General features: G+C 73.7%; 18 protein-coding genes. 11 read left to right on the top strand and 7 right to left on the bottom strand.

Annotated elements, in window-relative coordinates:
- Positions 1-311: 311 nt before the first annotated feature.
- Entirely contained in the window at positions 312-2,759 is a 2,448-nt protein-coding gene (locus ACFYM2_RS20755; protein ID WP_388837921.1) for a glycoside hydrolase family 3 C-terminal domain-containing protein, read from the bottom strand.
- 146 nt (positions 2,760-2,905) lie between these two features.
- On the opposite strand from ACFYM2_RS20755, the gene ACFYM2_RS20750 reads away from it, so the two are divergent.
- Positions 2,906-3,499 carry a TetR/AcrR family transcriptional regulator gene (locus ACFYM2_RS20750; protein ID WP_358999806.1) on the top strand — a complete coding sequence of 198 codons (594 nt, stop codon included), beginning with the start codon at positions 2,906-2,908 and terminating at the stop codon, positions 3,497-3,499.
- Between the two features lie 66 nt (positions 3,500-3,565).
- A complete protein-coding gene (locus ACFYM2_RS20745) occupies positions 3,566-4,813 on the top strand; it encodes a pyroglutamyl peptidase (RefSeq protein ID WP_388837918.1) in 1,248 nt (415 codons plus the stop codon).
- Positions 4,814-4,860: 47 nt separating this feature from the next.
- Here the strand turns inward: ACFYM2_RS20745 and ACFYM2_RS20740 are convergent, their stop codons facing one another.
- From ACFYM2_RS20740 to ACFYM2_RS20725, 4 genes are all read right to left on the bottom strand, one after another.
- Positions 4,861-5,730: an EI24 domain-containing protein gene (locus tag ACFYM2_RS20740; protein WP_388837915.1), complete on the bottom strand. Its 870-nt coding sequence runs from the start codon at positions 5,728-5,730 to the stop codon at positions 4,861-4,863.
- Between the two features lie 48 nt (positions 5,731-5,778).
- Positions 5,779-6,750, bottom strand: coding sequence for a prolyl aminopeptidase (pip, locus tag ACFYM2_RS20735; protein WP_388837912.1), 972 nt, complete (start codon positions 6,748-6,750; stop codon positions 5,779-5,781).
- A 135-nt stretch (positions 6,751-6,885) separates the two neighbouring features.
- Complete coding sequence (locus ACFYM2_RS20730; protein ID WP_358999815.1) at positions 6,886-7,311, bottom strand: organic hydroperoxide resistance protein; 426 nt, start codon at positions 7,309-7,311, stop codon at positions 6,886-6,888.
- A 223-nt stretch (positions 7,312-7,534) separates the two neighbouring features.
- On the bottom strand, positions 7,535-8,563 hold the full coding sequence (locus ACFYM2_RS20725; RefSeq protein WP_388837909.1) for an NADP-dependent oxidoreductase: 1,029 nt from the start codon (positions 8,561-8,563) through the stop codon (positions 7,535-7,537).
- A gap of 227 nt (positions 8,564-8,790) precedes the next feature.
- Here ACFYM2_RS20725 and ACFYM2_RS20720 point away from each other — a divergent pair, with 227 nt between their 5' ends.
- Positions 8,791-9,213, top strand: a complete 423-nt coding sequence (locus ACFYM2_RS20720) for a MarR family transcriptional regulator (protein WP_350230122.1) — start codon at positions 8,791-8,793, stop codon at positions 9,211-9,213.
- A 106-nt stretch (positions 9,214-9,319) separates the two neighbouring features.
- Here ACFYM2_RS20720 and ACFYM2_RS20715 read toward each other — a convergent pair whose 3' ends face one another.
- A complete protein-coding gene (locus ACFYM2_RS20715; RefSeq protein ID WP_388837906.1) occupies positions 9,320-10,024 on the bottom strand; it encodes a hypothetical protein in 705 nt (234 codons plus the stop codon).
- 147 nt (positions 10,025-10,171) lie between these two features.
- Between ACFYM2_RS20715 and ACFYM2_RS20710 the strand changes: the two genes are divergently transcribed.
- From ACFYM2_RS20710 to ACFYM2_RS20690, 5 genes are all read left to right on the top strand, one after another.
- Positions 10,172-10,738, top strand: a complete 567-nt coding sequence (locus ACFYM2_RS20710; RefSeq protein ID WP_388837903.1) for a hypothetical protein — start codon at positions 10,172-10,174, stop codon at positions 10,736-10,738.
- 195 nt (positions 10,739-10,933) lie between these two features.
- Entirely contained in the window at positions 10,934-11,977 is a 1,044-nt protein-coding gene (locus ACFYM2_RS20705; RefSeq protein ID WP_350230125.1) for a rod shape-determining protein, read from the top strand.
- A 666-nt stretch (positions 11,978-12,643) separates the two neighbouring features.
- On the top strand, positions 12,644-14,230 hold the full coding sequence (locus ACFYM2_RS20700) for a GAF domain-containing protein (RefSeq protein ID WP_388837900.1): 1,587 nt from the start codon (positions 12,644-12,646) through the stop codon (positions 14,228-14,230).
- A gap of 222 nt (positions 14,231-14,452) precedes the next feature.
- Positions 14,453-15,865, top strand: coding sequence for an acyl-CoA synthetase (locus ACFYM2_RS20695; protein ID WP_388837897.1), 1,413 nt, complete (start codon positions 14,453-14,455; stop codon positions 15,863-15,865).
- Positions 15,858-17,195: a carboxyl transferase domain-containing protein gene (locus ACFYM2_RS20690; protein ID WP_358999833.1), complete on the top strand. Its 1,338-nt coding sequence runs from the start codon at positions 15,858-15,860 to the stop codon at positions 17,193-17,195. The genes ACFYM2_RS20695 and ACFYM2_RS20690 overlap by 8 nt, the downstream gene beginning before the upstream one ends.
- Positions 17,196-17,280: 85 nt before the next feature.
- On the opposite strand, the gene ACFYM2_RS20685 is transcribed toward ACFYM2_RS20690, so the two are convergent.
- Entirely contained in the window at positions 17,281-18,513 is a 1,233-nt protein-coding gene (locus ACFYM2_RS20685) for an MFS transporter (protein WP_388838372.1), read from the bottom strand.
- Positions 18,514-19,172: 659 nt separating this feature from the next.
- Here ACFYM2_RS20685 and ACFYM2_RS20680 point away from each other — a divergent pair.
- The 3 genes from ACFYM2_RS20680 to ACFYM2_RS20670 all read left to right on the top strand — a co-directional run bounded on the left by ACFYM2_RS20680 (position 19,173) and on the right by ACFYM2_RS20670 (position 22,353).
- The gene (locus ACFYM2_RS20680; protein WP_388458035.1) at positions 19,173-19,355 is read left to right on the top strand and encodes a hypothetical protein; all 183 of its coding nucleotides are present in this window, start codon (positions 19,173-19,175) and stop codon (positions 19,353-19,355) included.
- 306 nt (positions 19,356-19,661) lie between these two features.
- The gene (locus ACFYM2_RS20675; RefSeq protein WP_388837893.1) at positions 19,662-20,084 is read left to right on the top strand and encodes a hypothetical protein; all 423 of its coding nucleotides are present in this window, start codon (positions 19,662-19,664) and stop codon (positions 20,082-20,084) included.
- A 40-nt stretch (positions 20,085-20,124) separates the two neighbouring features.
- Positions 20,125-22,353 (top strand): hypothetical protein, encoded by a 2,229-nt coding sequence (locus ACFYM2_RS20670; RefSeq protein ID WP_388837890.1) that lies wholly within the window; start codon positions 20,125-20,127, stop codon positions 22,351-22,353.
- The last annotated feature ends 35 nt before the right edge of the window (positions 22,354-22,388 follow it).

Genomic DNA, 22,388 nt, shown 5'->3' with positions numbered 1-22,388 from the left:
ACCCGCCGGGGGTGAAAGCCCCTGGGGCTCCGCCCCAGACCCCGTCCGGCCTGAACGGCCTCGTCCTCAATCGCCGGACAGGCTGAAGATGCCGATGCGGGCCAGCACGAACCCCGCCAGGGGCGCGAGGAACTGCGCGAAAAGCGACCACGGCCCGCACCCGACCACAAGGCCCTTAAGGGGCGCGGGGAACTGCGCGACCAGCCACGCACGGCCCGCACCCGAAAGCGAACAGGGGCTACAAGGGGCGCGGGGAACTGCGCACACGCCGACGGGGGCCCACCGGTGCGGGCTGGCCCGCGCTCAGGGGGCTATACCTCCAGCGTCGCAGACAGCCTCGTATCCCCCAGCGAGTGGCACGCCCGCACCTCATAGGGGCCCGGGACGAAGCGGAAGCGCCCCCGCTCCTCGTCCCAGATTTCGAAGGCTCGCCCGCGCAGCGGGATTTCCACCCGCACCGTGGCGCCGGGGCCCGCCTCGACCGGGGCGAACCCGGCGAGCCACCGCCGGGGCCGCTCCACCGCGTCGTCCAGGGGAGCCAGATAGATCTGGACGGTCTCCCGCCCGGCGCGCTCCCCCGTGTTGCGGACGCGGACCGTGGCGTGCGCCGGCGTCACCTCAAGGGACTCGTACTCCCAGGTGGTGTAGCCGAGCCCGTGCCCGAAGGGGTAGGCGGGCGCGACCCCCGCCCGGTCGTAGGCCCGGTAGCCGATGAACAGGCCTTCCTCGTAGGGGAGTTGGCCATCCGCCGGGCAGACCTGGGTGACCGGCGCCCGGGCCAGCGAGACCGGCCACGTGGTGGGCAGGCGCCCGCCGGGCTCCGCGTGCCCGAGCAGCACGTCGGCGAGCGCGGCGCCGCCCTCCTGCCCCGGAAACCAGCTCAGCAGGACCGCCGCGACGGACTCGCGCCACGGAAGCTCCACCGGGGAGCCGGAGTTGACGATGACCACGGTGCGCGGGTTGACGGCGGCGACGGCGCGGACCAGGTCGTCCTGGCGCCCGGGCAGCCGCAGGTCGCGCCGGTCGAACCCCTCGGACTCGACGCGGTCGGTGGTGGCGACCACCACCACGGCGGCCTCGGCGGACCGGGCCGCCTCGACGGCCTCGGCGATCAGCTCGTCCGCGTCGCGCCGGGGCCCGAGGTGGGTGAGCGAGAACATCACGGCACTGAGCGCGGCGCGGGGCGCCCGGCGCACGGTGTGCAGCAGGGACACCTCGACGGGCTCACCGGCGGCGAGATGGGCGCGGCGGCGTTCGGCGGGGGCGCCGAAGAACGCCTCGAACGGGTCGCCGCCCTCACGGGGCTCCTGCGTCCCCTGCCACAGGATGCGGCCACCGACCGCGAGCGTGAACGCGCCGGTCCCCCGCGTCCCGAAGGTGTGCTCGCCGCTCTCGCGCGGCGTGAAGGTACCGGTGACCTCGACGGAACACAGGCGCTCGTGGGTGACTCCGGCGGGCAGGTCGCCGCCGATCCACTGGACCTGTCCGCTGGGCAGTGAGCCGGTGCCAAGGACGTTCCCCTCGGCGTCCCGGCACACCGCGCGCAACTCGAATCCCTGTCCTGCGGGGGCAAGTTCGTCGCTGGGGTCGGCGCCCACGGCGTACGTCAGAACGCCGTCGGGCAGCGCCGCGGTGAGCCCGTCGAGCGGGGAGACGACGTGCTCGGGGAAGACGGTGGCCGAGCCGCCGCCCAGCACCCGGGCATCGCGCGCGGCGGCGCCGATGAGCGCCACCTCACGCACCCGCGCCGGATCAAGGGGCAGCGCGCCGCGCTCGTTGCGTACCAGGACGAAGGAGCGGCGGGCGATCTCGCGGGCGAGGGCGGGGCCGTCCAGGGCGGGGGGCAGTTCGGTGACGGCCGGCTCGGCGCCGTCGAGGGCGCCGACGCGGGCGGCGAGCCGCAGCACAGCGCGCACCGCGTCGTCGACGGCGGCCTCGGCCACCTCGCCGGCCCGGACGGCGGCGGCCAGCGCGTCGCCGTACACGGTCACCGGGCCCGGCATCGCGATGTCGAGGCCGCCGAGGATGGCGCCGACGGTGGAGCGGGCCGCCATCCAGTCGGAGACGATGATCCCGTCGAAGCCCCACTCGCCGCGCAGGACGTCCTTCTGGAGGTGGCGGTGCTCGGTCATCGTGGTGCCGTTGACCTGGTTGTAGGCGGCCATGATGCCCCAGGGGCGGGCGTTTTCGACGATGGCCTCGAAGGGCGCGAGATAGAGCTCGCGCAGCGGGCGCGGGGCGATCACGTTGTCGACGGTGAAGCGGTCGGTCTCCGCGTCGTTGGCGACGAAGTGCTTGACGGTGGTGGCGACGCCGCCGCCCTGGACGCCCCGGACACAGCCCGAGGCGATCTCGCCGGTCAGGTGCGGGTCCTCGGAGAAGCACTCGAAGTGCCGGCCGCCGAGCGGGGTGCGGTGCAGGTTGACCGTCGGGGCGAGCAGGACGTGGACGCCCTTGCGGCGGGCCTCCTGGGCGAGCAGCGTGCCGGCCTCGCGGGCCAGCTCCGGGTCCCAGGTGGCCGCGAGCGCGGTCGGTGACGGCAGGGCGATCGAGGGGTCGTCGGCCGTCCAGCGGACCCCGCGCACCCCGATCGGCCCGTCGGACATGACCAGGGACCTCAGTCCGATCGCGGGCAGGGCGGGCAGGGACCACATGTCCTGCCCGGCCAGCAGGCGGGCCTTGGTGTCCAGGTCGAGCCCGCTCAGGGCCGCCTCGACGACGTCGCTGTGATCGGGGGTGGAAACGGATGCGCCTGCCACGGCCGTGCCTCCTCGGAGAAGTCCGCTGTCGGGCCCATGGTGACCGGTTTGCCTGTAGAGCGGTAGGGTTAGTGACCTTTCCGTGATAATAGGATGCCGTACGGTCCTCTCGGAACAGCGAAGGACCGGGACGGAGCGGGGGATCCATGGCGAGGGCCACGAGGGGCAGGAGCGCCCGGAGCGAGGAACGGCGCGCGGAGATCCTGCGGGCCGCCCTCGAAGTGATCGCGGAGCGCGGCTACCGGGGCGCCTCGCTCGGCGCCGTCGCCGAACGGGTCGGCCTGACCCAGCAGGGGCTGCTCCACTACTTCCCCACCAAGGAGGCGCTGCTCGTCGCCGTCCTTGAGGAGCGGGACCAGTGGGACACCGGCGGGCGGCGCGAGGCGGCCGAGGGCTGGCGCCTTGAGCTGCTGGCCTCCCTGGTCGAGTACAACGCCATGCGGCCCGGCGTGGTCCAGACGTTCTCGGCGCTGCTCGGCGAATCGGTGACCGAGGGGCATCCGGCGCGCGCGTTCTTCACCGGCCGCTACGCGCAGGTGCGCGAGGAGATGGCGGCGGTGCTGCGGGCTGAGTTCGGTGAACGGCTGCCCGGTGGCCTGAGCCCGGAGCGGGCCGCGCCGCTGCTCGTCGCGGTGCTCGACGGCCTCCAGTACCAGTGGCTGCTCGATCCGGACGCGGTGGACATGGCGGGCGCCTTCCGCGACTTCGTGACACTGCTGCACGGGTCCCGCGGCTCATAAGTCCCTCTATCCACACGGGACTTGTGTGCCAATACTGGGCGCCACCCGACCCCGACGGAAGGACCCATGGTGCGACGACGTATACGGGTGGCACGGCTCGCCCCGGCTCTGGCGGCGCTGACGTTCTGCGCACTGCTCGGCCCGGCCCCGGCGCAGGCCGCGACGGGGCCCCGGACGGCCACCGTGGAGGAGCAGCGCCTTGCGGGCCCGGTGCCGAAGGAGATCCTGGCACGCAGCGGATTTTCCGACGTGGCGCCCGAGTTCACGCGCGCCCTTGACGGCGTACGGTCCGCCGAAGCGGCGCGCCGGCTCGTGGCCCGCGAGGGGACACGGCTGTGGCAGCGGGCGGTGGACCGGGTGCAGGGCCGGGGCCCCGCGGGCGGCGACCTGAGCCGCGACGACGACCGCCCGCTGTACTGGGCCAGGCTCGGCCTGACCCGCGAACTGAGGCTGTGGGAGCCGCAGTTCACCCTGTCCGACGCGGACCGCGCGGCGCTCATCGACAGCCTTGAGCAGACCTCGCGCGGCCAGAAGAGCGTGCGCTATCCCGAGGGCAAGGGCTTCAAGCGCGTCCTGGTGACCGGGTTCGATCCGTTCACGCTGGACAGCGACATCCGGATCAGCAACCCCTCGGGCGCGACCGCGCTCGCCCTGGACGGCACCTGGCTCCGTACCCCCGACGGGCAGCTCGCGCGGATCGAGGCCGTGACGTTCCCGGTGCGCTGGCAGGACTTCGCGGACGGGGCCGTGGAGCGGGCGCTCACGCCGGTCCTGCCGAAGGTGGACGCCTTCACCACGGTGAGCCAGGGCCGGGTCGGCCGCATCGACGTCGAGCGCTTCAACGGGGCCTGGCGGGGCGGCTTCTGGGACAACGTGGACGCGTCCTGCACCGGCACGGTCCCGGTGAGCGACCCGGCCTCGCAGCCGCAGTGGACCCGTACGACACTTCCGTACCAGCGCATCGTGGCCGCGAAGACCGGGCCCTTCCCGGTCTACGACCACACCGACGTCACCGAGATCCCGGCCGGCGCGACCACCCCGGTCGACCGGCCCGATGGACCCACGCCGGACTCGGCCGCGCGGGCCGGGGGCGGTGGCGACTACCTCTCCAACGAGATCGCCTACCGGGCCACCCTGCTCCGCGACCGCCTCGGCCTCGGCATCCCGGGCGGCCATGTGCACACGCCGGTCCTGGAGTTCGGGCCGGGCAACACCGATCCGGGGACGGGCACGGTCAGCGATCCCCAGTTCGTCCGCAACCGCCTGGACATCGTGGCCCAGATGAGGGCGATCGTGGCGGTGGCGGCGCAGTAGGGCGGCGGGGCCGGGCCCGTCCGGCGCGGCGGCTTTCCGGCGGGGCTCTAGCAGGCGGCCGGCGCCGCGCCGGCCGCGCCCACGTCCCCGCCCGGCTCCGCGTCGTCGCCCGGCTCCGCGTCGTCGCCCGGCTCCGCGTCGTCGCCCGGCACCGCGTCGTCGCCCTGCGGGGCGTCCGGCTCGCCGAGCAGGTCCCGCACCATCAGGGTGGCTCCCGCGACCGCCCCCGGCATCAGGAAGACCGCGACCAGCGGGACGGCGAAGGCCAGGGCGAGGGGCACGCCGAAGCCGAGGACCAGCAGACGGCGCGAGCGCAACAGGGCGAGCCGGGGCCGCAGTTCCATGCCCCGGCGTTGCAGGGCGACCGCCGTGAGCTCTTCGGCGAGGAAGAAGCCCGTGACGCAGAAGCCGATGGCCGGGATCACGCTCTGGCCGATCACCGGCACGAAGCCGAGGCCGAAGAGCAGCAGGCCGTAGCAGGAGACCCGCACGAGGACGCGCAGGGAGTCACGGGCGGAGATCCACAGCTCGCGCCGGAGCGACAGGCCCGACTCGGGGGCCGCGCCGCCGCTTCGCGCCCGGTCCACGTCGGCGGACAGCTTCTCGTAGAAGGGCTGGCCGACGAGCAGGGTCACCGCCGTGAAGGAGATCACGGCGAGGAAGAGGCCGAGCGCGAAGACGAGCGCGGTCAAGAACCCCCGGAACAGGCCGAGCCAGGGCGAGGACCAGCCGTCGGCGAACGGGGTCGCCCAGCCGACGACGTCGTCCGCGCCGAAGGCGAGCCCGATCAGCGCGCCCACGTACAGGACGAGGGTGATGAGGCCGGGCAGCAGTCCCACGCCGAGTGACCTGCCGTGCCCGGCGGCCCAGCGCTGCCCCTTGACCAGATAACCGAAACCCGTCCCTATGTCACGCATGGCTTCGACCCTATCCGGCCACCAAGGAGCGGATTTCGCCGCGTCGGGTCAGGGGCGGGCGAACCGGTCGAGCGCGGCCTGGGCGGCGCCGCTCATCCCCGGGTGCCCCAGGCCGTGGCGCGCCCGCTCGATCACAAGCAGTTCGCAGCCGGGCCAGTTCGCCGCGAGCGCGCGGGCCGGGTCCGGCGGCGAGCTCACGTCCTGCTCACCCGTGATGAGCACCCCGGGGATCGCGCCCAACTGCGCTGCCCCGTCCCTGAGTTGATTCTCCCCGAGCCAGGCGGCGTGGCGCCAGTAGTGGGTGACGAGGCGGGCGATGGTCATGCGGACGCCCGGGTCGGCATAGCGCGAGTCCCCCAAATCGTCGGGGAGTTGGGCCCCCGGCGGCCGGACGTGGGTCTCCTCCCAGCGGCACCAGTCGTAGGCGGCCCGTTCGCGCACGGCCGGGTCGGGGTCGGCGAGCAGCCGGGCGTACGCGTCGACGACCCGCTCCCCGGCGCGCGGCCGCCCGGCGGCGCGGTAGGCCGCCCACGCCTCGGGGAAGTGCACCCCGACGCCCTCGGTGACCCATTCCACCTCGGCGCGGGTGGTGGTGGTGACCGAGACGAGGACGATCTCGCTGACCCGCTCCGGGTGCGCCTGGGTGTAGGCGAGGCCGAGCGTCGCGCCCCAGGAGCCGCCGAAGACAAGCCACTTGTCGATGGACAGGTGCTCGCGCAGCCGCTCCATGTCGGCGATCAAGTGGTGCGTGGTGTTGGCGGCGAGGCTGGTGGACGCGTCGCTGACCGGTGGGGTGGAGCGGCCGCAGCCGCGCTGGTCGAACAGGACGACGCGGTAGCGGGCGGGGTCGAAGTAGCGCCGCCAGGACGGCGTGGCGCCGGAACCGGGTCCGCCGTGCACCACGACGGCGGGTTTGCCCTCGGGGTTTCCGCAGACCTCCCAGTAAACGAGGTCGCCGTCGCCGGTGTCGAGCATGCCGTGGTCGTAAGGGGCCGTCTCGGGATGGGTCATGCGGGCCATCCTGGCAAGGACCGTGCGCGAGGGCAGCACGATTGTTACGCGGCCCGGCCGGGGGCCCACGGCGAAGGACCGCGCCCGGCAAGGGGGCGCGGTCCTTCGGTCCTGCGGCGGTGCGGTCTCCCGCGCGTGCGCTGGTTACGCGACGGCGAGGTTCACCGTGATGTTGCCCCGGGTCGCCTTGGAGTACGGGCAGACCTGGTGGGCCTTCTCGATCAGGTCCTGGGCGGTGGCGCGGTCCACGTTCGGGATGGTCGCGGTGATCTCGACGTAGATGCCGAAGCCGTCGTCGTTCTTGCCGATGCCGACGTGCGCGGTGACGGTCGAGCCGGAGATGTCGGCCTTCTCGTTGCGCGCCACGACGCCGAGGGCACCCTGGAAGCAGGCGCTGTAACCGGCGGCGAACAGCTGCTCGGGGTTGGTGCCCGCGCCGTTGCCGCCCATCTCCTTCGGCGGGTTGACCACGACGTCCAGCTGGCCGTCGTCGGTGAAGACGCGGCCGTCACGGCCGTTCTCGGCGGTGGCGACGGCGGTGTAGAGGACCTCGGACTTCTGAATGGACATGCTGGGGTGCTCCTCCTGGGTACGCGGCCGCTCGCGCCTCACGGCCGCCGGGATGTGGAAAAACCTTATCGGATCGCGGAAACCGTGAGGCGGAGTGTGCGGTGGGTCACTCGCGGCCGCAGGGTCGTTCACGGCCGCGGTGGAGCACGCGCCGCCGCGGGGGTCCACTCGCGGGCCCACTACCCCTCGCACGCCGGCCGCACTCCCCCAGAGGGGTCACCGGCTACTTGCCGAGCGTGACGACCATCTTTCCGGTGTTCTCGCCGCGCAGCATGCCGAGGAAGGCGTCCACGCCGTGCTCGATGCCCTCGACGAACGTCTCGTTGTACTTGAGCTCGCCCGACGCCAGCCAGCCGCCGACCTCGCCGACGAACTGCTCCTGCATGCCGTAGTGGTCGCCGACCAGGATGCCCCTGAGCTGGAGCCGCTTGCCGATGACCATGACCATGTTGGACGGGCCAGGGGTGGGCTCGGTGTCGTTGTAGCCCGCGATCGCGCCGCAGAGGGTGGCGCGGCCGTGCACGTTGAGCGTGGAGATGGCCGCTTCCAGGTGGTCGCCGCCGACGTTGTCGAAGTACACGTCGATGCCGTCCGGGGCGGCCGCGCGCAGCTGCTCCAGGACCGGGCCCTTCTTGTAGTTGAAGGCGGCGTCGAAGCCGAGCTCGTCCACGAGCCACTTGACCTTCTCGTCGGAGCCGGCCGAGCCGATGACGCGGGAGGCGCCCTTGAGGCGGGCGATCTGGCCGACCTGGCTGCCGACCGCGCCGGCCGCGCCGGAGACGAACACGGCGTCGCCCTCCTTGAAGGAGGCGACGTCCAGGAGGCCCGCGTACGCGGTGAGGCCCGGCATGCCGAGCACGCCGAGGTAGGCGGAGAGCGGGGCGATCCCGGCATCCACCTTCACGGCGTGCTTGGCCTCCACGTCGGCGTACTCGCGCCAGCCGAGCCCGTGCAGGACGTGGTCGCCGACCGCGAAGCGCTCGTCGCCCGAGGCGATGACCTCACCGACCGCGCCGCCGTCCATCGGCCGCTCCAGCTGGAAGGGCGGGATGTAGGACTTGGTGTCGTTCATCCGGCCGCGCATGTACGGGTCGACGGACATGAAGAGGTTGCGGACCAGGACGTGGCCGGGCGCCGGCTCGGAGACGGGGGTCTCGCGCAGCGCGAAGTCGGACGCCACGGGCCAGCCGTTCGGGCGGGCGACGAGGTGCCAGGCGCGGCTGGTGGCGGGGAGTGCGGGCGAGGTGGCCATGGGGTGCGTCCTCCTGCGAAGCAAAGATGGATCGGTCTGCTCGGTCTGCTCGGTCTGCCTGTTCGGGCTGCTCGTCCTGCTCGGCACATCGGGCACACATCAGTACGCCCGAGCCGGGCACGCGGGACATACGGCACGGTGGCGCCGGGGCCCGAATACTTCAGACACTGAAAGAACCATGCGCCCATATATTTGAGATTGTCAAGTATGTCGGTAGGCTGGTGGGCATGGCCCCCCGAATGGATCCCCTGAGCCTCGAAGTCGTCGAGCTGATCGGCACGGTCGTCGGCCGCTACTACGAGGAGTACGAGCGGGCCGCCGCCGAGCACTCCCTGACCGGCGCGCAGGCCCGGGTGCTCGGTCTCCTCGCCCTCGAACCGATGCCGATGCGCCGGATCGCCCAGAAGCTGAAGTGCGAGCCGTCCAACATCACGGGCATCGTCGACCGGCTGGAGGCCAGGGGCCTGGTCGAGCGCCGCCCCGACCCGGCCGACCGCCGCGTCAAACTGGCCGCCCCCACCGCCGAGGGCCTGGCCACGGCGGCCCATCTGCGCGACTCCCTGAACTTCGCGCGGGAACCGCTCGCCGGGCTCTCCGCCGAGGAGCGCACGGTACTGCGGGATCTGCTGCGGCGGATGCTCGGCGAGTAGCGGGCCCGGGGGCTGCCCGGCTCGGACGCCGCCGTACGGGCCGGATCAGGCGCCCCGCCACGGGATCAGGCGCCCCACCGCCCGATCAGGCCCAACGACCGCCGGATCAGGAGCACCACCACAGGAAGCGGTGGCAGGTCTTGGTCGGCGTGGGCGTGGGGGGCGGCGGCGGGGGTGGCGGCTTGGGCCCGGTCGAGGGCGGGGGGTCCTGGGGCCCGGGTGAATCGGAAACGCCCGGGGAGGCGGAGGACGTGGGCGCGGCCGGTCCGGATGGCGGGGCGCCGGGACCGTGGGTGAGCGAGGCCGACGCCTTCGGCGACGGGCTCTCCCTGCGCGGTCCGTCACTGCGCTCACCGCGCGGCGTCTGCCCGCCCGCCGCGCCCCGGCCGTGCCCCCGCGAGGACACCGGCTCTGCCGTGACCCGCGCGGGCGCCGGCGCGACGCTGCCCGACGGCAGCGGCTGGGGGTCGGAGATCGACTCGTCGTCGTGCACGGAAGAGGCCCGGTCGCCCGTCGGCGGCTCAAGCGCCATCTGGACGAAGCCCACCGCGCCGGCCACCAGGACCAGGCCGGCCGCGCCGAAGAGGATCGCCTTTCCGCGTCGGGGCCGGGCGCGCCGGCCCGGGCGCGCGCGGCGTCGGTGGCCCGAGGGCGCGGCCGCACCCGGGGTGCGGGCCGGGGCGCCGGCGTACACCAGGAGCTCGTCGGGTTCGCTTTCGGGGTGCGGCCCCAGCTCCTGCGCGGGGGTTCCGCATCCGGCGCAGGCCAGGGCGCCGTTGAGGTGCCGTCGGCAGGAGTGGCAGTAATCCATGGCTCCGGGAGGCTATGCGGCGGCCGGGAGACAAAAGGGGCCACAGTTGTGTGGATCTTGTGCGGAAGGGCCGTGCCCCTGGCGCGTCCGCGCGACGAATCACCATGGACCGGGGCGTTGTCAGTGGGGCGGGGCAGGATGGACGTCATGACGGAAACCGTGACGCGGCCGCTGGGTCCGCTGGACTTCCAACTGGTGCTGCTGCGACGGATGGCCGACCACCAGCCGGGCCTGGTGGAGGATGCCCGCCGCGAGCTCGGCGCGTCGATCGCGGACATGCGCGAGGCCAACAAGCGCTGGCAGGCCATGCTCCGCTCGTCCCGCTCCCGTGGCGCGCTCGCCCGTTACCGCTCGGTGCTGGGCGCGCCCGAGTCGGTCACGCGGCGCAGGATCGGTGATCTGGACTGCGAGTCGCAGCAATGGCCGGTGCCACTGTGGCCCGGGCTGCGCTTCGAGGTGCTGGCGGGGCCCGGCGGGGCGGTGTGGAACGAGTGGCTGGTCCGGGCCCCGGGCATCCCGGGCCCCGACCTGCGCGCGGAGGCGGACCTGCGGCCCTGGTCGTGCACGGTGGACGAGGCGGCGCGGGCCTTCGCGCCGGCCCTCCCGATGGAGGGCTCGGCGCCGACGCGCTGGCAGCTGGCGCTCACGCTGCCCGGCGGCGAGGAGCGCGTCGCGGAGTTCACGTGGGGGTTGCTGCAACGGCTTCTGCCGTGAGGGGGCGGGCGCTCGGACCGCCGTCGCGGATCCGGGCCCCCGGTCACGGCGGGAGCCGCCCGTCCCGCTGACCGTCAGGAGGCGGCTCCCCGAAGGGCGCAGCCCAGCGCGCGCCGGTCCCCGGGCCGTCCCATGATGCGAATTACGTGCCGGTCGCAGGAAGCGAACCACGTACCGCTCTCGGGAGGATCTGCCGTGACCGTCAGTCTTGAGCAGTTGCGCCGTTGCCATGTAGCCGTCGACCTCGGGGCCGCCAGGACCCGCGTCTACATCAAGGGCGCCGGGCTCGTCGTGGACGAGCCGAGTGTGGCCGCCGTCAACACCCGTACGGGCGCGCTGATCGCGGTCGGCGCCTTCGCCGAACAGATGACGGGCCGCACGCCCGACTACATCCGGGTGGCCCGCCCGGTCTCGGGCGGCACGGTCGTCGACATCGAGATGGCCCAGCGCATGCTGCGCCACCTGCTGGGCGAGAAGCTGCGCCGCCAGCTGCGCCGCAAGCCCCGGCTGCGCGCGGCCGCCTGCACGCCGCACGACAGCGACCCGCTGGCCCAGCGCGCGGCGATGGAGACGCTGGTGGGGCTCGGCGCCCGCAGGGTCGAGCTCGTCGACACCCTGATCGCGGCGGCCGTGGGGTGCGGGCTCCCGGTGGAGCAGCCCACCGCCACCATGATCATGGTGTGCGGGGCGGCCACGACACAGATCGCGGTGCTCTCTCTCGGCGCCATCGTGACGGCCGTCCGCATCCCGGTCGGCGGCGAGGCGATCGACCACGCGGTGATCCAACACCTGCGCCACCAGCACGAGTTGATGCTTCCGAGCCAGTCCGTACGCCCCTTGCAGCTGGCCCTGCGCGGCAATGGCCTCACCCCTCAGGGGCCCGCGCGCACCGAGATCCACGGGCGCGACGTGGCGACCGGCCTCGCCCGTTCGGTCCTGGTGGACACGGCCGCCGTGCGCGACGCGATCCACACCCCGCTCACCGCGGTCCTCGACGGCATCGGCAAGGTGCTCCGCGAGTGCCCGCCCGACCTGGTCGCCGACCTGGCCGAGCGGGGCATCATGATGGTCGGCGGCAGCGCGCTGCTCCCCGGCCTCGACCAGATGCTGCGCGACTCCACGGGGGTGCCGGTGCACATCGCGGAGCGGCCCGACGTGTGCGCGATCCAGGGCCTGGGCGCGATGCTGGAGGGCAAGATCCAGCCGATGGTCCTCAACCCGACGCCGGTGGCCGAGTGAGCGGCGCGGGGGCGGCGTCGAGCGATGGTGGATCATCGAAGGATGACTGAAGCGGGGGGCCCACCCGGCGCGGCGCCCCGGGGCCGCCCCACCGCGGGCCCGGACGCCCACGACGCGGACACACACGCGGCGGACACCGGGGCCGCGGACCCCGGGGCCGGCCCCGCGGCGAGCCCGGCCGGTCCGCCCGGTACCGGCCCACCGGACCCGGCCCCCACCGCCCGCAGCCCGCTGGACCCGCCCCCCGACGCCCCCGGCCCAAAGGCCCCGGCCGCAGACCCCCGGGCCCGCCCCGCCGCAAGCCCGGGCACCACGCCCGGCACCGGGCCGCCAGACCCGGCCCGCACCGGCCCGGACCCGCAGGACCCGCCCCCCACCGCCCCGGACCCAAAGGCCCCGGCCGCAGACCCCCGGGCCCGCCCCGCCGCAAGCCCCGGCACCGCGCCCAGCGCCAAGCCGGCAGACCCGGCCCGCACCGGCCCGGACCCGCAGGACCCGCCCCCCAACGCCCCGCGCCCAAAGGCCCCGGCCACGGACCCCCAGGCCCGCCCCGCCGCAAGCCCGGGCACCACGCCCGGCACCGGGCCGCCAGACCCGGCCCGCACCGGCCCGGACCCGCAGGACCCGCCCCCCGGCGCCCCTGGCGCGGACGCCGGGACCAGGGCGGTGGCCGCGCCTCGGTTGCCCCTGTTGCTTCAGGCCGTGCTCAGCGTCGGGACCGATCTCGAACTGCGCACCACGCTCCAGCACATCGTGGACACCGCCGCCGAGCTGACCGACGCCCGGTACGGGGCGCTGGGGGTGGTCGACCCGGAACGCGGCCGGCTCACCGAGCTGTTCACCGCCGGCCTCACCGACGCCGAACGGGAACGCGTCGGGCCGCTGCCGGACGGCCGCACCGGGTTGCTCGGCGCCCTCATCCACGACCCCCAGCCCCTGCGCCTTGACGACCTGAGCGAGGACCCCCGTTCGGTCGGCCTGCCCCCCGGCCACCCGCCGATGCGCACGTTCCTCGGCGTACCGATCCGCGTGCACAACCAGGTGTTCGGCAACCTCTACCTCACCGAGAAGCGCGACGGCTCCTTCACCGAGGACGACCTCGCGCTGCTGCGGGTCCTGGCCGCGCAGGCCGGGATCGCCGTCGGCAACGCCCGGCTGTACGAGACCGTGCGGCTGCGGGAGCGCTGGATCGACGGCGCGGCCGCCGTCACCACGTCGCTGCTCACCGGCGACACCGCGGCGAACGCCCTGACGACGGTGGCCGAGCGGGCCCGCCTGCTCGCGGACGCGGCCGCCGGGGTCGTGCTCCAGCCCACCCCGGCGGGCGGCATGGAGATCGTCGCCGCGTCCGTCCCGGACACCGGAGCCGGAGCCGGAGCCGACGCCGACGCCGACGCCGCCGACATCATCGGCACGACGATCGAACCCGGCTCGCCGGTCCTGGTCCAACTCCTCGGCGGGGAGCCGGTGTTCATCGAGGACTCGGCGACCGACCCCCGGATGACCACCCGGGTCCGCTCCCGGTTCGGGCCGAGCATGATGCTGCCGTTGCAGAGCGGCGGCAAGCTCATCGGCACGCTCGCGCTGCCCCGCAGGCGCGGAGCACGCCCCTACACGGCGGTGGACCGGCTGCTCGCCTCGCAGTTCGCCTCGCAGGCGGCCCTCGCCCTCGTCCTGGCCGACGCCCAGCACAACCGCGAACAGCTCGCGGTGTACGAGGACCGCGACCGCATCGCCCGCGACCTGCACGATCTGGTCGTCCAGCGCCTGTTCGCCACCGAGATGATGCTGGAGTCCACCCGGCGCAGGGCGCAGAAGTCGGCGGCCGACGACACGGACGAGATGCTGACCCGGGCCGTGGACGAGCTGGACTCCACCATCCAGGAGGTGCGCACCGCGATCTTCGCCCTTCAGCAGCCCCCGGCGGAGGCGCCGGCCACACCGCGCGGCCGCGTCCTGCGCGAGACCGCCGGGGCGGCCGCCCTGCTGGGCTTTCGCCCCTCGGTCCGCTTCGACGGGGCGGTCGACACGCTGGTCGGGGACGTGGTGGGCGGCCGGCTCGTCGCCGCGCTGCGCGGCGCGCTGGCCGCCGCGCACCGCAGGGCGGGGGTCTCCTCCGTACGGGTCGTCGTGGACGCGGACGCCGAGCTGCCCGACGGCCGCTCCGCCGTCCGGCTCACCGTCGTCGACAACGGCATGCGCGACGACGGCATCCGGGGCACGACCCTGACCTGGCAGGCCCCGCTGGAGTAGCCGCCGTCCCACCCGCCACGGGCGCGGCCGGCCCCGGACCGCACCCGGCCGCCGTGAGAGTGCTCACGCTCCGGCGGAACGCGGGGCCCGGTACGGCAGGATGCGGATCATGCGTCCGGACGGCGCCGCGCGGGGGTCCACGACCCGCGCCCCGGCACGGTCCGGCCACCGCCCCCAGCGCGCCGACCGGCGCGACGCCGTCGATGCCGAGGAGTCCCGTACGTGTCCCCTCTCTTCCCCTCCCTGTACGCCGCCGAGCCCGGGGAGGCGGTCCGCTTCGGCGAGCGGTCGCTGACCCATGCCGAGCTGGCCGCCGCCGCGGGGTTCCTGGCGGCCCGGCTCGCGGGCGCCGGACGCGTCGCGCTCTGGGCGACGCCGACCCCCCAGACCGTGGTCGGCGTGGTGGCGGCGCTCGTCGCGGGCGTGCCCGCGATCCCGCTGAACCCGAAGACGGGCGAGCGGGAACTGGCCCACATCGTCGGCGACAGCGAACCCACCGCGATCCTTGCCGCCCCGGGCGACCAACTCCCGGACGCGCTGGCCGCGTTGACCCGTATCGACGTACCCCTGACCGGGACGGCGCGGCGGCTGCCCGCCGAGCCGGGCGAGGAGACGCCCGCCCTGATCGTCTACACCTCCGGCACCACCGGCCCCCCGAAGGGCGCGGTGCTGCCCCGCCGGGCGATCGCGGCGACGCTCGACGCGCTCCGCGACGCCTGGGCCTGGACGGCGGACGACGTCCTGGTGCACGGGCTTCCGCTGTTCCACGTCCACGGCCTGATCCTCGGCGTCCTCGGCCCGCTGCGCCGGGGCGGCTCGGTGCGCCACCTGGGCCGCTTCTCGGTGGACGGCGTGACCCGCGAACTCTCCACGGGCGCCACCATGCTGTTCGGGGTGCCGACGATGTACCACCGGATCGCCGAACTGGTCGATGAGGACCAGGAGTTGACGAGGGCCCTGGCGGGCGCGCGGCTCTTGGTGTCCGGCTCGGCGGCGCTGACCGCGCCCGACCACCGGCGCATCACCCGCGCGACGGGCCGCGCGGTGATCGAGCGGTACGGCATGACCGAGACGCTGATGCTGTGCGCCGAGCGCGCGGACGGCGGGGCGCGCCCGGGCACGGTGGGCGCCCCGCTGCCCGGCGTCGCGCTTCGCCTGGCGGACGAGGCCGACGGCATCGGCGAGATCCAGGTGCGCGGCCCGAACCTGTTCAGCGGCTATCTGAACCGCCCGGACGCGACCGGCGCCGCGTTCACCGACGACGGCTGGTTCCGCACCGGCGACATGGCGAGCGTGGACGCGGACGGCCAGGTGCGGATCGTCGGCCGCAAGGCCACCGACCTCATCAAGAGCGGCGGCTACAAGATCGGCGCGGGCGAGATCGAGAACGTACTCCTGGACCACCCCGGTGTGCGCGAGGCCGCGGTGACGGGCGAGCCCGACGAGGACCTGGGCGAGCGCGTGGTGGCCTGGGTCGTGCCGACGGATCCCCAATCCCCGCCGGACGCGGCCGAGTTGAGCGACCACGTCGCCGCGCAGCTCGCCCCGCACAAGCGCCCGCGAGTGGTGCGCTACTTGTCCGAGCTGCCCCGCAACGACATGGGCAAGATCATGAAGCGGGCTCTGCATGTCTGAGCCGGCCGGGCGGATGACGGCGCGCGAGGCGATCGCGGCCGTGGCGTCCACGTTCGACGAACTGCCCGCGCCCGAGCGGGACTTCCCCGAGGACGGCCCCCTGAACTGGTCGGGCTACGGCGCCTCGCGGGCGCGCGCGAGGGAGCGCACCGGCGAGACGGAGTCGGTCGTGTGTGGCCTCGCCTCGGTGGAGGGGCGGCCGTGCGTGCTGCTCTCCTTCGAGTTCGGCTTCCTCGGTGGCTCTCTCGGCCAGTGCACGGGAGACCGGCTGGAACTCGCGTACGCCACGGCACGCGAGCGGCGGCTGCCTCTGGTCTCGCTGATCGCGACCGGCGGCAGCCGGATGCAGGAGGGCATGCTCGCGCTCACCCAACTCCAGCGCGTGGCACGGCAGTCGGCGCTCCTCAAGGCGGCGGGGTTGGCGCAGATCTCGGTACTGCGCGACCCCACGACGGGCGGCGGCTGGGCCACGCTCGGCGCGGGCGCCGATGTGGTGCTCGCCCTGCCGGGCGCCCAGATCGGCTTCGCGGGCTCCCGGGTGCGCCCGGCGGACGCGGACCCGGCGGCCTACTCGGCCCGGGGCCAGCTCGCGGCCGGCCAGATCGACGCGATCGTACGCAAGGAGGACCTGCGGGGCGTCCTCGCGGGCTGGCTGACCCTGCTGCGCGCGGGCGGGTCCGAGCCGGCGCCGCCGCCGGCGCCCTTCGACGGCCCGGGTCTTCCGGCGGACGGCTGGGAGGCGGTGAGCCGGGCCCGCGCGGCGACCCGGCCCCGCGCGGAGGCCTACCTCGACGCGTACTTCGCGCACCGCCAGGCCCTGGTGGGCGACCGGTGCGGGGGCGTGGACCCGGGCATGCTGTGCGGCTTCGGCCTGCACGGCGGACGGAGTTACGCCTACGCCGCGCAGACCGGCACCGCGACCCGCCCTGCGGGCTACCGCACCGCCGCCCGTCTCATCCGCCTCGCCGACCGCCTGGGCATCCCGGTCCTGACCCTGGTGGACACCCCGGGCGCGGCCAACGACGCGGCGGCGGAACGGGCCGGGCAGGGCGCGGCGATCGCGGAGGCGTTCGCCGCGGTGGCCTCGGCGCGCGTCCCGGTGACCACGCTGGTCATCGGCGAGGGCGGCTCGGGCGGCGCGCTGGCCCTGACCTCCCCCGACCGGACCTGGGTGACGGCGGACAGCTACTTCTCGGTGATCGCCCCGGAGTCGGCGGCCGCCATCTTGAAGCGCGACGCCTCGCAGGTGCGCCACACCGCGACCCAACTGCGCCTGCGCCCGCAGGACTTGGTGGAGCTCGGGGTGGCGCGGGGGGTGTGGGACGCCTGAGGTCTTCGCGCGCGGTGGGTACGCCGACGGGCCGAGCGATGGGGCCGGGCGACGGCCTGGCGACGGCCTGGCGACGGGCCGGGCGCTAGGGGTCGCGCGCGTCGTACCGCGCGAAGCCCCGGCGGGTGAGGCCGAGCACCGTCACCGCGAGGACGCAGGCCAGGCCGCCGCCCACCACCATCACGGCGGGCGAGGTCACGTCGGCGACCGTACCGGCGAGGAAGTCGCCGAGCCTCGGCCCGCCCGCGACCACCACGATGAACACGCCCTGGAGCCGGCCCCGCATCTCATCGGGGGCGGCGACCTGCATCATCGTGTTGCGGAACACCATGGACACGGTGTCGCAGAACCCGGCGACGGCCAGCATGAGCAGGCCGAGCCACAGCTGCCGGGTCAGGCCGAACGCCGCGATGGCCCCGCCCCAGCCGCCCACCGAGATCAGCACCGCGAGCCCGTGCCGGTGGACGCGTCCCTGCCAGCCGGAGAACACCCCGCCGAGCAGCGCGCCGATCGCGGGCGCCGCCACGAGCAGCCCGGTGGTGCGCGCGTCACCGCCGTACCAGAGCACGGCGACGGCGGGGAACAGGGCGCGGGGGTGGGCCAGGATCATCGCGCAGAAGTCGCTGAAGAACGTCATCCGCAGGTTGGGCCGGGTGGCGAGGAAGCGCAGCCCCTCAAGGACCGAGGGCCGCGCGCCGCCGCCGGCCCGCTCGGGCAGCATCGCGGGCAGCCGCCACATCGCGTACAGGGAGGCGGCGAAGGTGATCGCGTCGATGAGGTACGCCGTCTTGTACCCGGCGAAGCCGACGACGAGGCCGCCCAGCATGGGGCCGACCAGCGTGCCGGTCGTCATGATCATGGAGTTGAGCGCGTTGGCCGCGGGCAGCTGCCCGGGCGGGAGCAGCTTGGGGATCATCGCGGACCGGGCCGGGGCGTTGAGGGCCTGGCAGATCGACTGGAGCGCGATGACGGCGTACAGGAACCAGACGTTCGCGAGCCCGGCGAAGGTGCCGGCCGCGAGCGCCGCGGAGAGCGCGGCGGAGCCGAACGCGCTGTAGAGGCCGAGCTTGCGGCGGTCCACGGTGTCGGCGACCGCCCCGCCGTACAGACCGAACACGATGAGCGGTACGAGCGTGAAGATGCCGACGAGGCCGACGTAGAAACTGGAGCCGGTCAGGTCGTAGACCTGGAGCGAGATCGCGAGCGCGGTCATGCCGCTGCCCACCCAGGACACCATGTTGCCGAACCAGAGCCGGCGGTAGTCCGGTGAGGTCCGCAGCGGGGTGAGGTCGGCGAATATCCGACCCCGGGTCGGTATGGACCCGGTCGCCGCCCCCGGCGCGGTCCCGCCGCCCGGGGTGGCACCGGCCCCTGACTCGGATCCGGCCGCACCGCACGACGACGCGGGGCTCTGGACGGGCTGCTCGGCTTGTTCGCTCACGCGGGATGCTAACCCCGACGGTGAGGGGGAGGTAGGGCCGACCTCACAGGGGGGTGGGGGCGGCGCGGGGCGGGTGGTGCACGGGCCAGGGGCATGCGGGACGCGGGCCGACAGCCGGTGGCCCGGTGTATCCGCTCGGGCGGGCCGGCCCGGGCCCCGCCGAGTCAACCGGGGTGGCGGGCCGGGTGCCGCCCGGCCCATGGGGCGATCGGCCCGCAGGCCGACGGCCGGGCGGAGCCCCATCCGGCGACCGGGGTCGTGGGGGCCCGTACCCCGGCTGGGTCAATGGCCTGGGTCTGTGGTGCGTGGGCGGGGTGCGGGCCCGCGGGACCGGTCGGCGCCCCGGCCGCGCACCCGTCGGCTCAGGTCGCGGGCCTGGGGGCCGCAACCGGTTGCGGGGAGCACGTTCGCGCCACACGTGGACGCGCGCGCCGAAGTCCCCGGCCGCCGCTACGCTTCCCCCGATCAGTACGCGTCGTCGCCGCCCCCGCCTCCATCAGGCGGGGGCGGCGACGCATCTCGCCGAAAGGCCCACCATGAACACCCTGATCTCCGCCGCCGTGCGCGGCGCCACGCCCACCCCGCCCACCACCCGGCGCGTACCCCTCACCGCACGGGCCGCCGCCCAGCACGCCGGGCACGTGCCGGCCACCCTGGACCGCGTCACCACGACGGCCGCCAACGTCCCCAGCGCCTCGGCGTTCCAGTCGGCCCTGTGAAGGCGGCGTAACTCCGACACCCCGCCGGGAAGCCCCCGCCATCCGCACACGGCGTGCGTGACACCGGGGGCTTCCTTCGTTTCGCCGCCACGGACCGCGTGGCCCCCGAGCGGCCGGGGACCGCGGCCCACCGGTGGCATTGAGTCCCTTTGCCGGGGCCTTCCGGCCGTGTACCTCAGAAAGCCCTCAACCGTCGCCCGGGCTCGCGTCGCAGCACGCAGAATGCCAGCCGGGGCGTTCCCTACGTCGCGCGCATGCCCCGCCGAAGCCCAACGGAACACGCAGCGGACCTCAAGGAGCACGCCGATGGACGCGACCGACGAGCACAGCGGCAGGGCCCAACCGAGCCTGGACCACCAGGCGTCGGGCCCCGGCCTCTTTCCCGGCACGGGGCAGCCCGATGTCGCCTCCGACCCGGAAGCGAAGAGGACCGCCGCGAACACCATCGAGACCCACCTCGAACCGGACACCAAGACGTCGGGCAGCCACGCCGACGCGGCGACGGCAGCGGCGGTCAAGGAGTTCGGCCCCCGCGACGGACAGGGCTGGGCCACGTCCGGCGCCCTGAAGAAGGCGCAGGCCACCTGGGGCGGGCAGGTTCAGGCGCTCATGAACCGTCTCGGCGGCGAGAAGTCGGCGCTGAGGGGCACGAACACCCTCTTCAGCAACACCGACATCGGCATCCAGCACGGGATCGCGCGGGTGCCCTCCCCCTTGGACCACTACTGATCCGCCCTCCCCACCCCTCCACGGATCCACAGGACCTCATATGCCCACATATCAAGAGATATTGGCGACCGATCTGTCCACCCTGACCACGGCGGCGACGCAGTGGGAGGAGATGGCGGGACAGTTCCACGAGCGGGAGACGCTGTACCACGACCAGGTGCACACGATCACGCTTTCCCCCCAGTGGGTGGGCGAGAGTTCCCATGCGGCGAACGCCGCCTTCGGCGTCACCTTGAACGAGTACAGGAACGCCCAGACCGAGGCCAGGGCGATGGCCTCCCTGCTCAGGGACGCGCACACGCAGTTCACGGAGCTGCGCAAGAAGCTGGAGGCCGAACGGGACGGCGCCGTCAAGGACGGCATGCTCGTCTCGGCGACCGGAAACGTCACCTTCGACGCCGGCAGGCTCACACCGTCCGAGCTGAGCGCCTACGACCACGACCTGAGCGACCAGCAGTCGGCGCGGGAGAAGGCCGGCGTCTGGCAGAGCCGTATCGACCACGCCGTACAGAGCGTGTGCGACGCGGACGAGGGGTTCCAGATCGCGCTCACGCAGGTGGTGAAGGACCCCGACATCACCGACGGCACCAACAACGGGTTCAACGGCCGGGCCAAGGGTGACATCGAGCAGTACGAGGCGGACGAGGGCAGGGACATCGCGCTGCGTGTCGACTCGGGCAAAGCCACCGCCCAGGACTATCAGGAGCTGCGACGGCTCTTCCGTGACAACGCGGGCGACACGGCGTTCAGTCAGACCCTCCTGGACGATCTGGGCGCCGGCGGAACGCTGAAGCTCTCCAACTCCCTGGACAGCCTGGCCCACTACAAGGACACGGAACAGAGCGGCCAGTACCTGGACATCCAGAAGGGTCTCGCCACGACGCTGGCCACAGCCACCCGCGACCCGAACTCCGCCTTCTACCAGCGCTTCCGAGCCGGCACGCAGAAGTCGGGCACCGAGGAATTCAAGCTGAACGGCCTCAGCAGGATCCCGGACGAGCGGGTGCGCGGCTACCAGAGCCTGGTCACGCTCATGCAGCAGGGCAACGGCTATGCGGGCCAGTTCCTCAAGGACACCGCGGACGACATCCGGCACGCCGAGACGGCCTACGCGGCCAAAGGGAAGCCCGGCTCGCCCTGGGCCCTGCGGGACACGTTCAGCGGTGACAACCGGGGCTGGTTCGCCAACGACCCGCTCGACGGCGTCCTCGGCCTGATGTCCCGCGATCCGGCGACCAGCACCGCCTACCTGGACCCGGCGCACAGCGACAACCTCAACTACCTTTTGCACGGCCGTGATTGGGACACCGTCGTGGACCATTTCGCGACCCCGCCGGGCGGCACCACCCAGGGCATGCCGGTGTTGGTGGAGGACGCCGACACCCGCAAGGGGTTCGGCGCCGCCCTGGAGGCCGCGACCACGGGCAACGCCCCGGGCGCGTACCAGCCCATCGGCCACCACACGACGGCGCAGGCGAGCATTCTGCGGCAGACGCTCGACACGCTGAACGCGGACAACCACGCCCAGAAACTGCCGAAGAACCTCACCGAGCCGCTGGCGCACATCATGACGTCGTACACGGCGGACACGCACCAGACGTTCGCCAAGTCCGATACCCGCTACGAGATCGCCTTCAACGACCAGGGGACGGTCTGGGAGGACAAGGACGGCGCCCATCTGGCCCTGGCACCCGACCACTTGACCAAGATCATGCGGGGAATCGCCGACGATCCGGAGGCTTTCGGGCACCTCTACGGGGCGGAACAGAGGTATGCGCACGATGTCCTGGCCGCCCTGCCGCAGGACGCCGGGGAGAAGACCATCCACGATCGCGTCGTCGAGTCCTCGCGTGCCATGGGTTCCTACGACGGCGTCCGCGCGGACATCATCTTCGACGAACGTTTCAAGAAGACGCAGTGGGCCGCCGACTTCAACCACGGGATCGGCACGGCGCTGAGTACGGCCCTGATGTTCAACCCGGTGTCCGATCTCGACCCCGTGGGGAACCTGGCCACCAAGAGCGTCGACATCTGGACGTACGAGTCCAACAAGGAACACACGGCCGAGGCGAATCTGGAGGCGACCGCCGCGAACGCGAAGACGTACGACGCCGGCCAGCGTGACGTCGATCACATGGTCAGGATGTGGAGCCAGAGCCGCGGGCACGACCTCAACGGCGACTACACCAAGTACTTCCTCCACGCCGGCCAGGACGAGTACAGCATCAGCCGCGACGACTCCATGCGCTTCCTGCGCCCCGACCGCTGACGCTCCGCCGGAACGGCCCTCGACAGAATGAGCAC

Source organism: Streptomyces sp. NPDC006711 (assembly GCF_042869775.1).
GTDB lineage: Bacteria > Actinomycetota > Actinomycetes > Streptomycetales > Streptomycetaceae > Streptomyces.
This window is presented reverse-complemented; position numbering and strand designations above follow the sequence as displayed.

Coding starts and splice junctions, on each gene's coding strand:
- ACFYM2_RS20680 (WP_388458035.1), top strand. CDS start 19,173: ATGAACACCCTGATCTCCGCCGCCGTGCGCGGCGCCACGCCCACCCCG.
- ACFYM2_RS20710 (WP_388837903.1), top strand. CDS start 10,172: ATGACGGAAACCGTGACGCGGCCGCTGGGTCCGCTGGACTTCCAACTG.
- ACFYM2_RS20745 (WP_388837918.1), top strand. CDS start 3,566: ATGGTGCGACGACGTATACGGGTGGCACGGCTCGCCCCGGCTCTGGCG.
- ACFYM2_RS20740 (WP_388837915.1), bottom strand. CDS start 5,730: ATGCGTGACATAGGGACGGGTTTCGGTTATCTGGTCAAGGGGCAGCGC.
- ACFYM2_RS20725 (WP_388837909.1), bottom strand. CDS start 8,563: ATGGCCACCTCGCCCGCACTCCCCGCCACCAGCCGCGCCTGGCACCTC.
- ACFYM2_RS20670 (WP_388837890.1), top strand. CDS start 20,125: ATGCCCACATATCAAGAGATATTGGCGACCGATCTGTCCACCCTGACC.
- ACFYM2_RS20715 (WP_388837906.1), bottom strand. CDS start 10,024: ATGGATTACTGCCACTCCTGCCGACGGCACCTCAACGGCGCCCTGGCC.
- ACFYM2_RS20750 (WP_358999806.1), top strand. CDS start 2,906: ATGGCGAGGGCCACGAGGGGCAGGAGCGCCCGGAGCGAGGAACGGCGC.
- ACFYM2_RS20690 (WP_358999833.1), top strand. CDS start 15,858: ATGTCTGAGCCGGCCGGGCGGATGACGGCGCGCGAGGCGATCGCGGCC.
- pip (WP_388837912.1), bottom strand. CDS start 6,750: ATGGCCCGCATGACCCATCCCGAGACGGCCCCTTACGACCACGGCATG.
- ACFYM2_RS20720 (WP_350230122.1), top strand. CDS start 8,791: ATGGCCCCCCGAATGGATCCCCTGAGCCTCGAAGTCGTCGAGCTGATC.
- ACFYM2_RS20675 (WP_388837893.1), top strand. CDS start 19,662: ATGGACGCGACCGACGAGCACAGCGGCAGGGCCCAACCGAGCCTGGAC.
- ACFYM2_RS20730 (WP_358999815.1), bottom strand. CDS start 7,311: ATGTCCATTCAGAAGTCCGAGGTCCTCTACACCGCCGTCGCCACCGCC.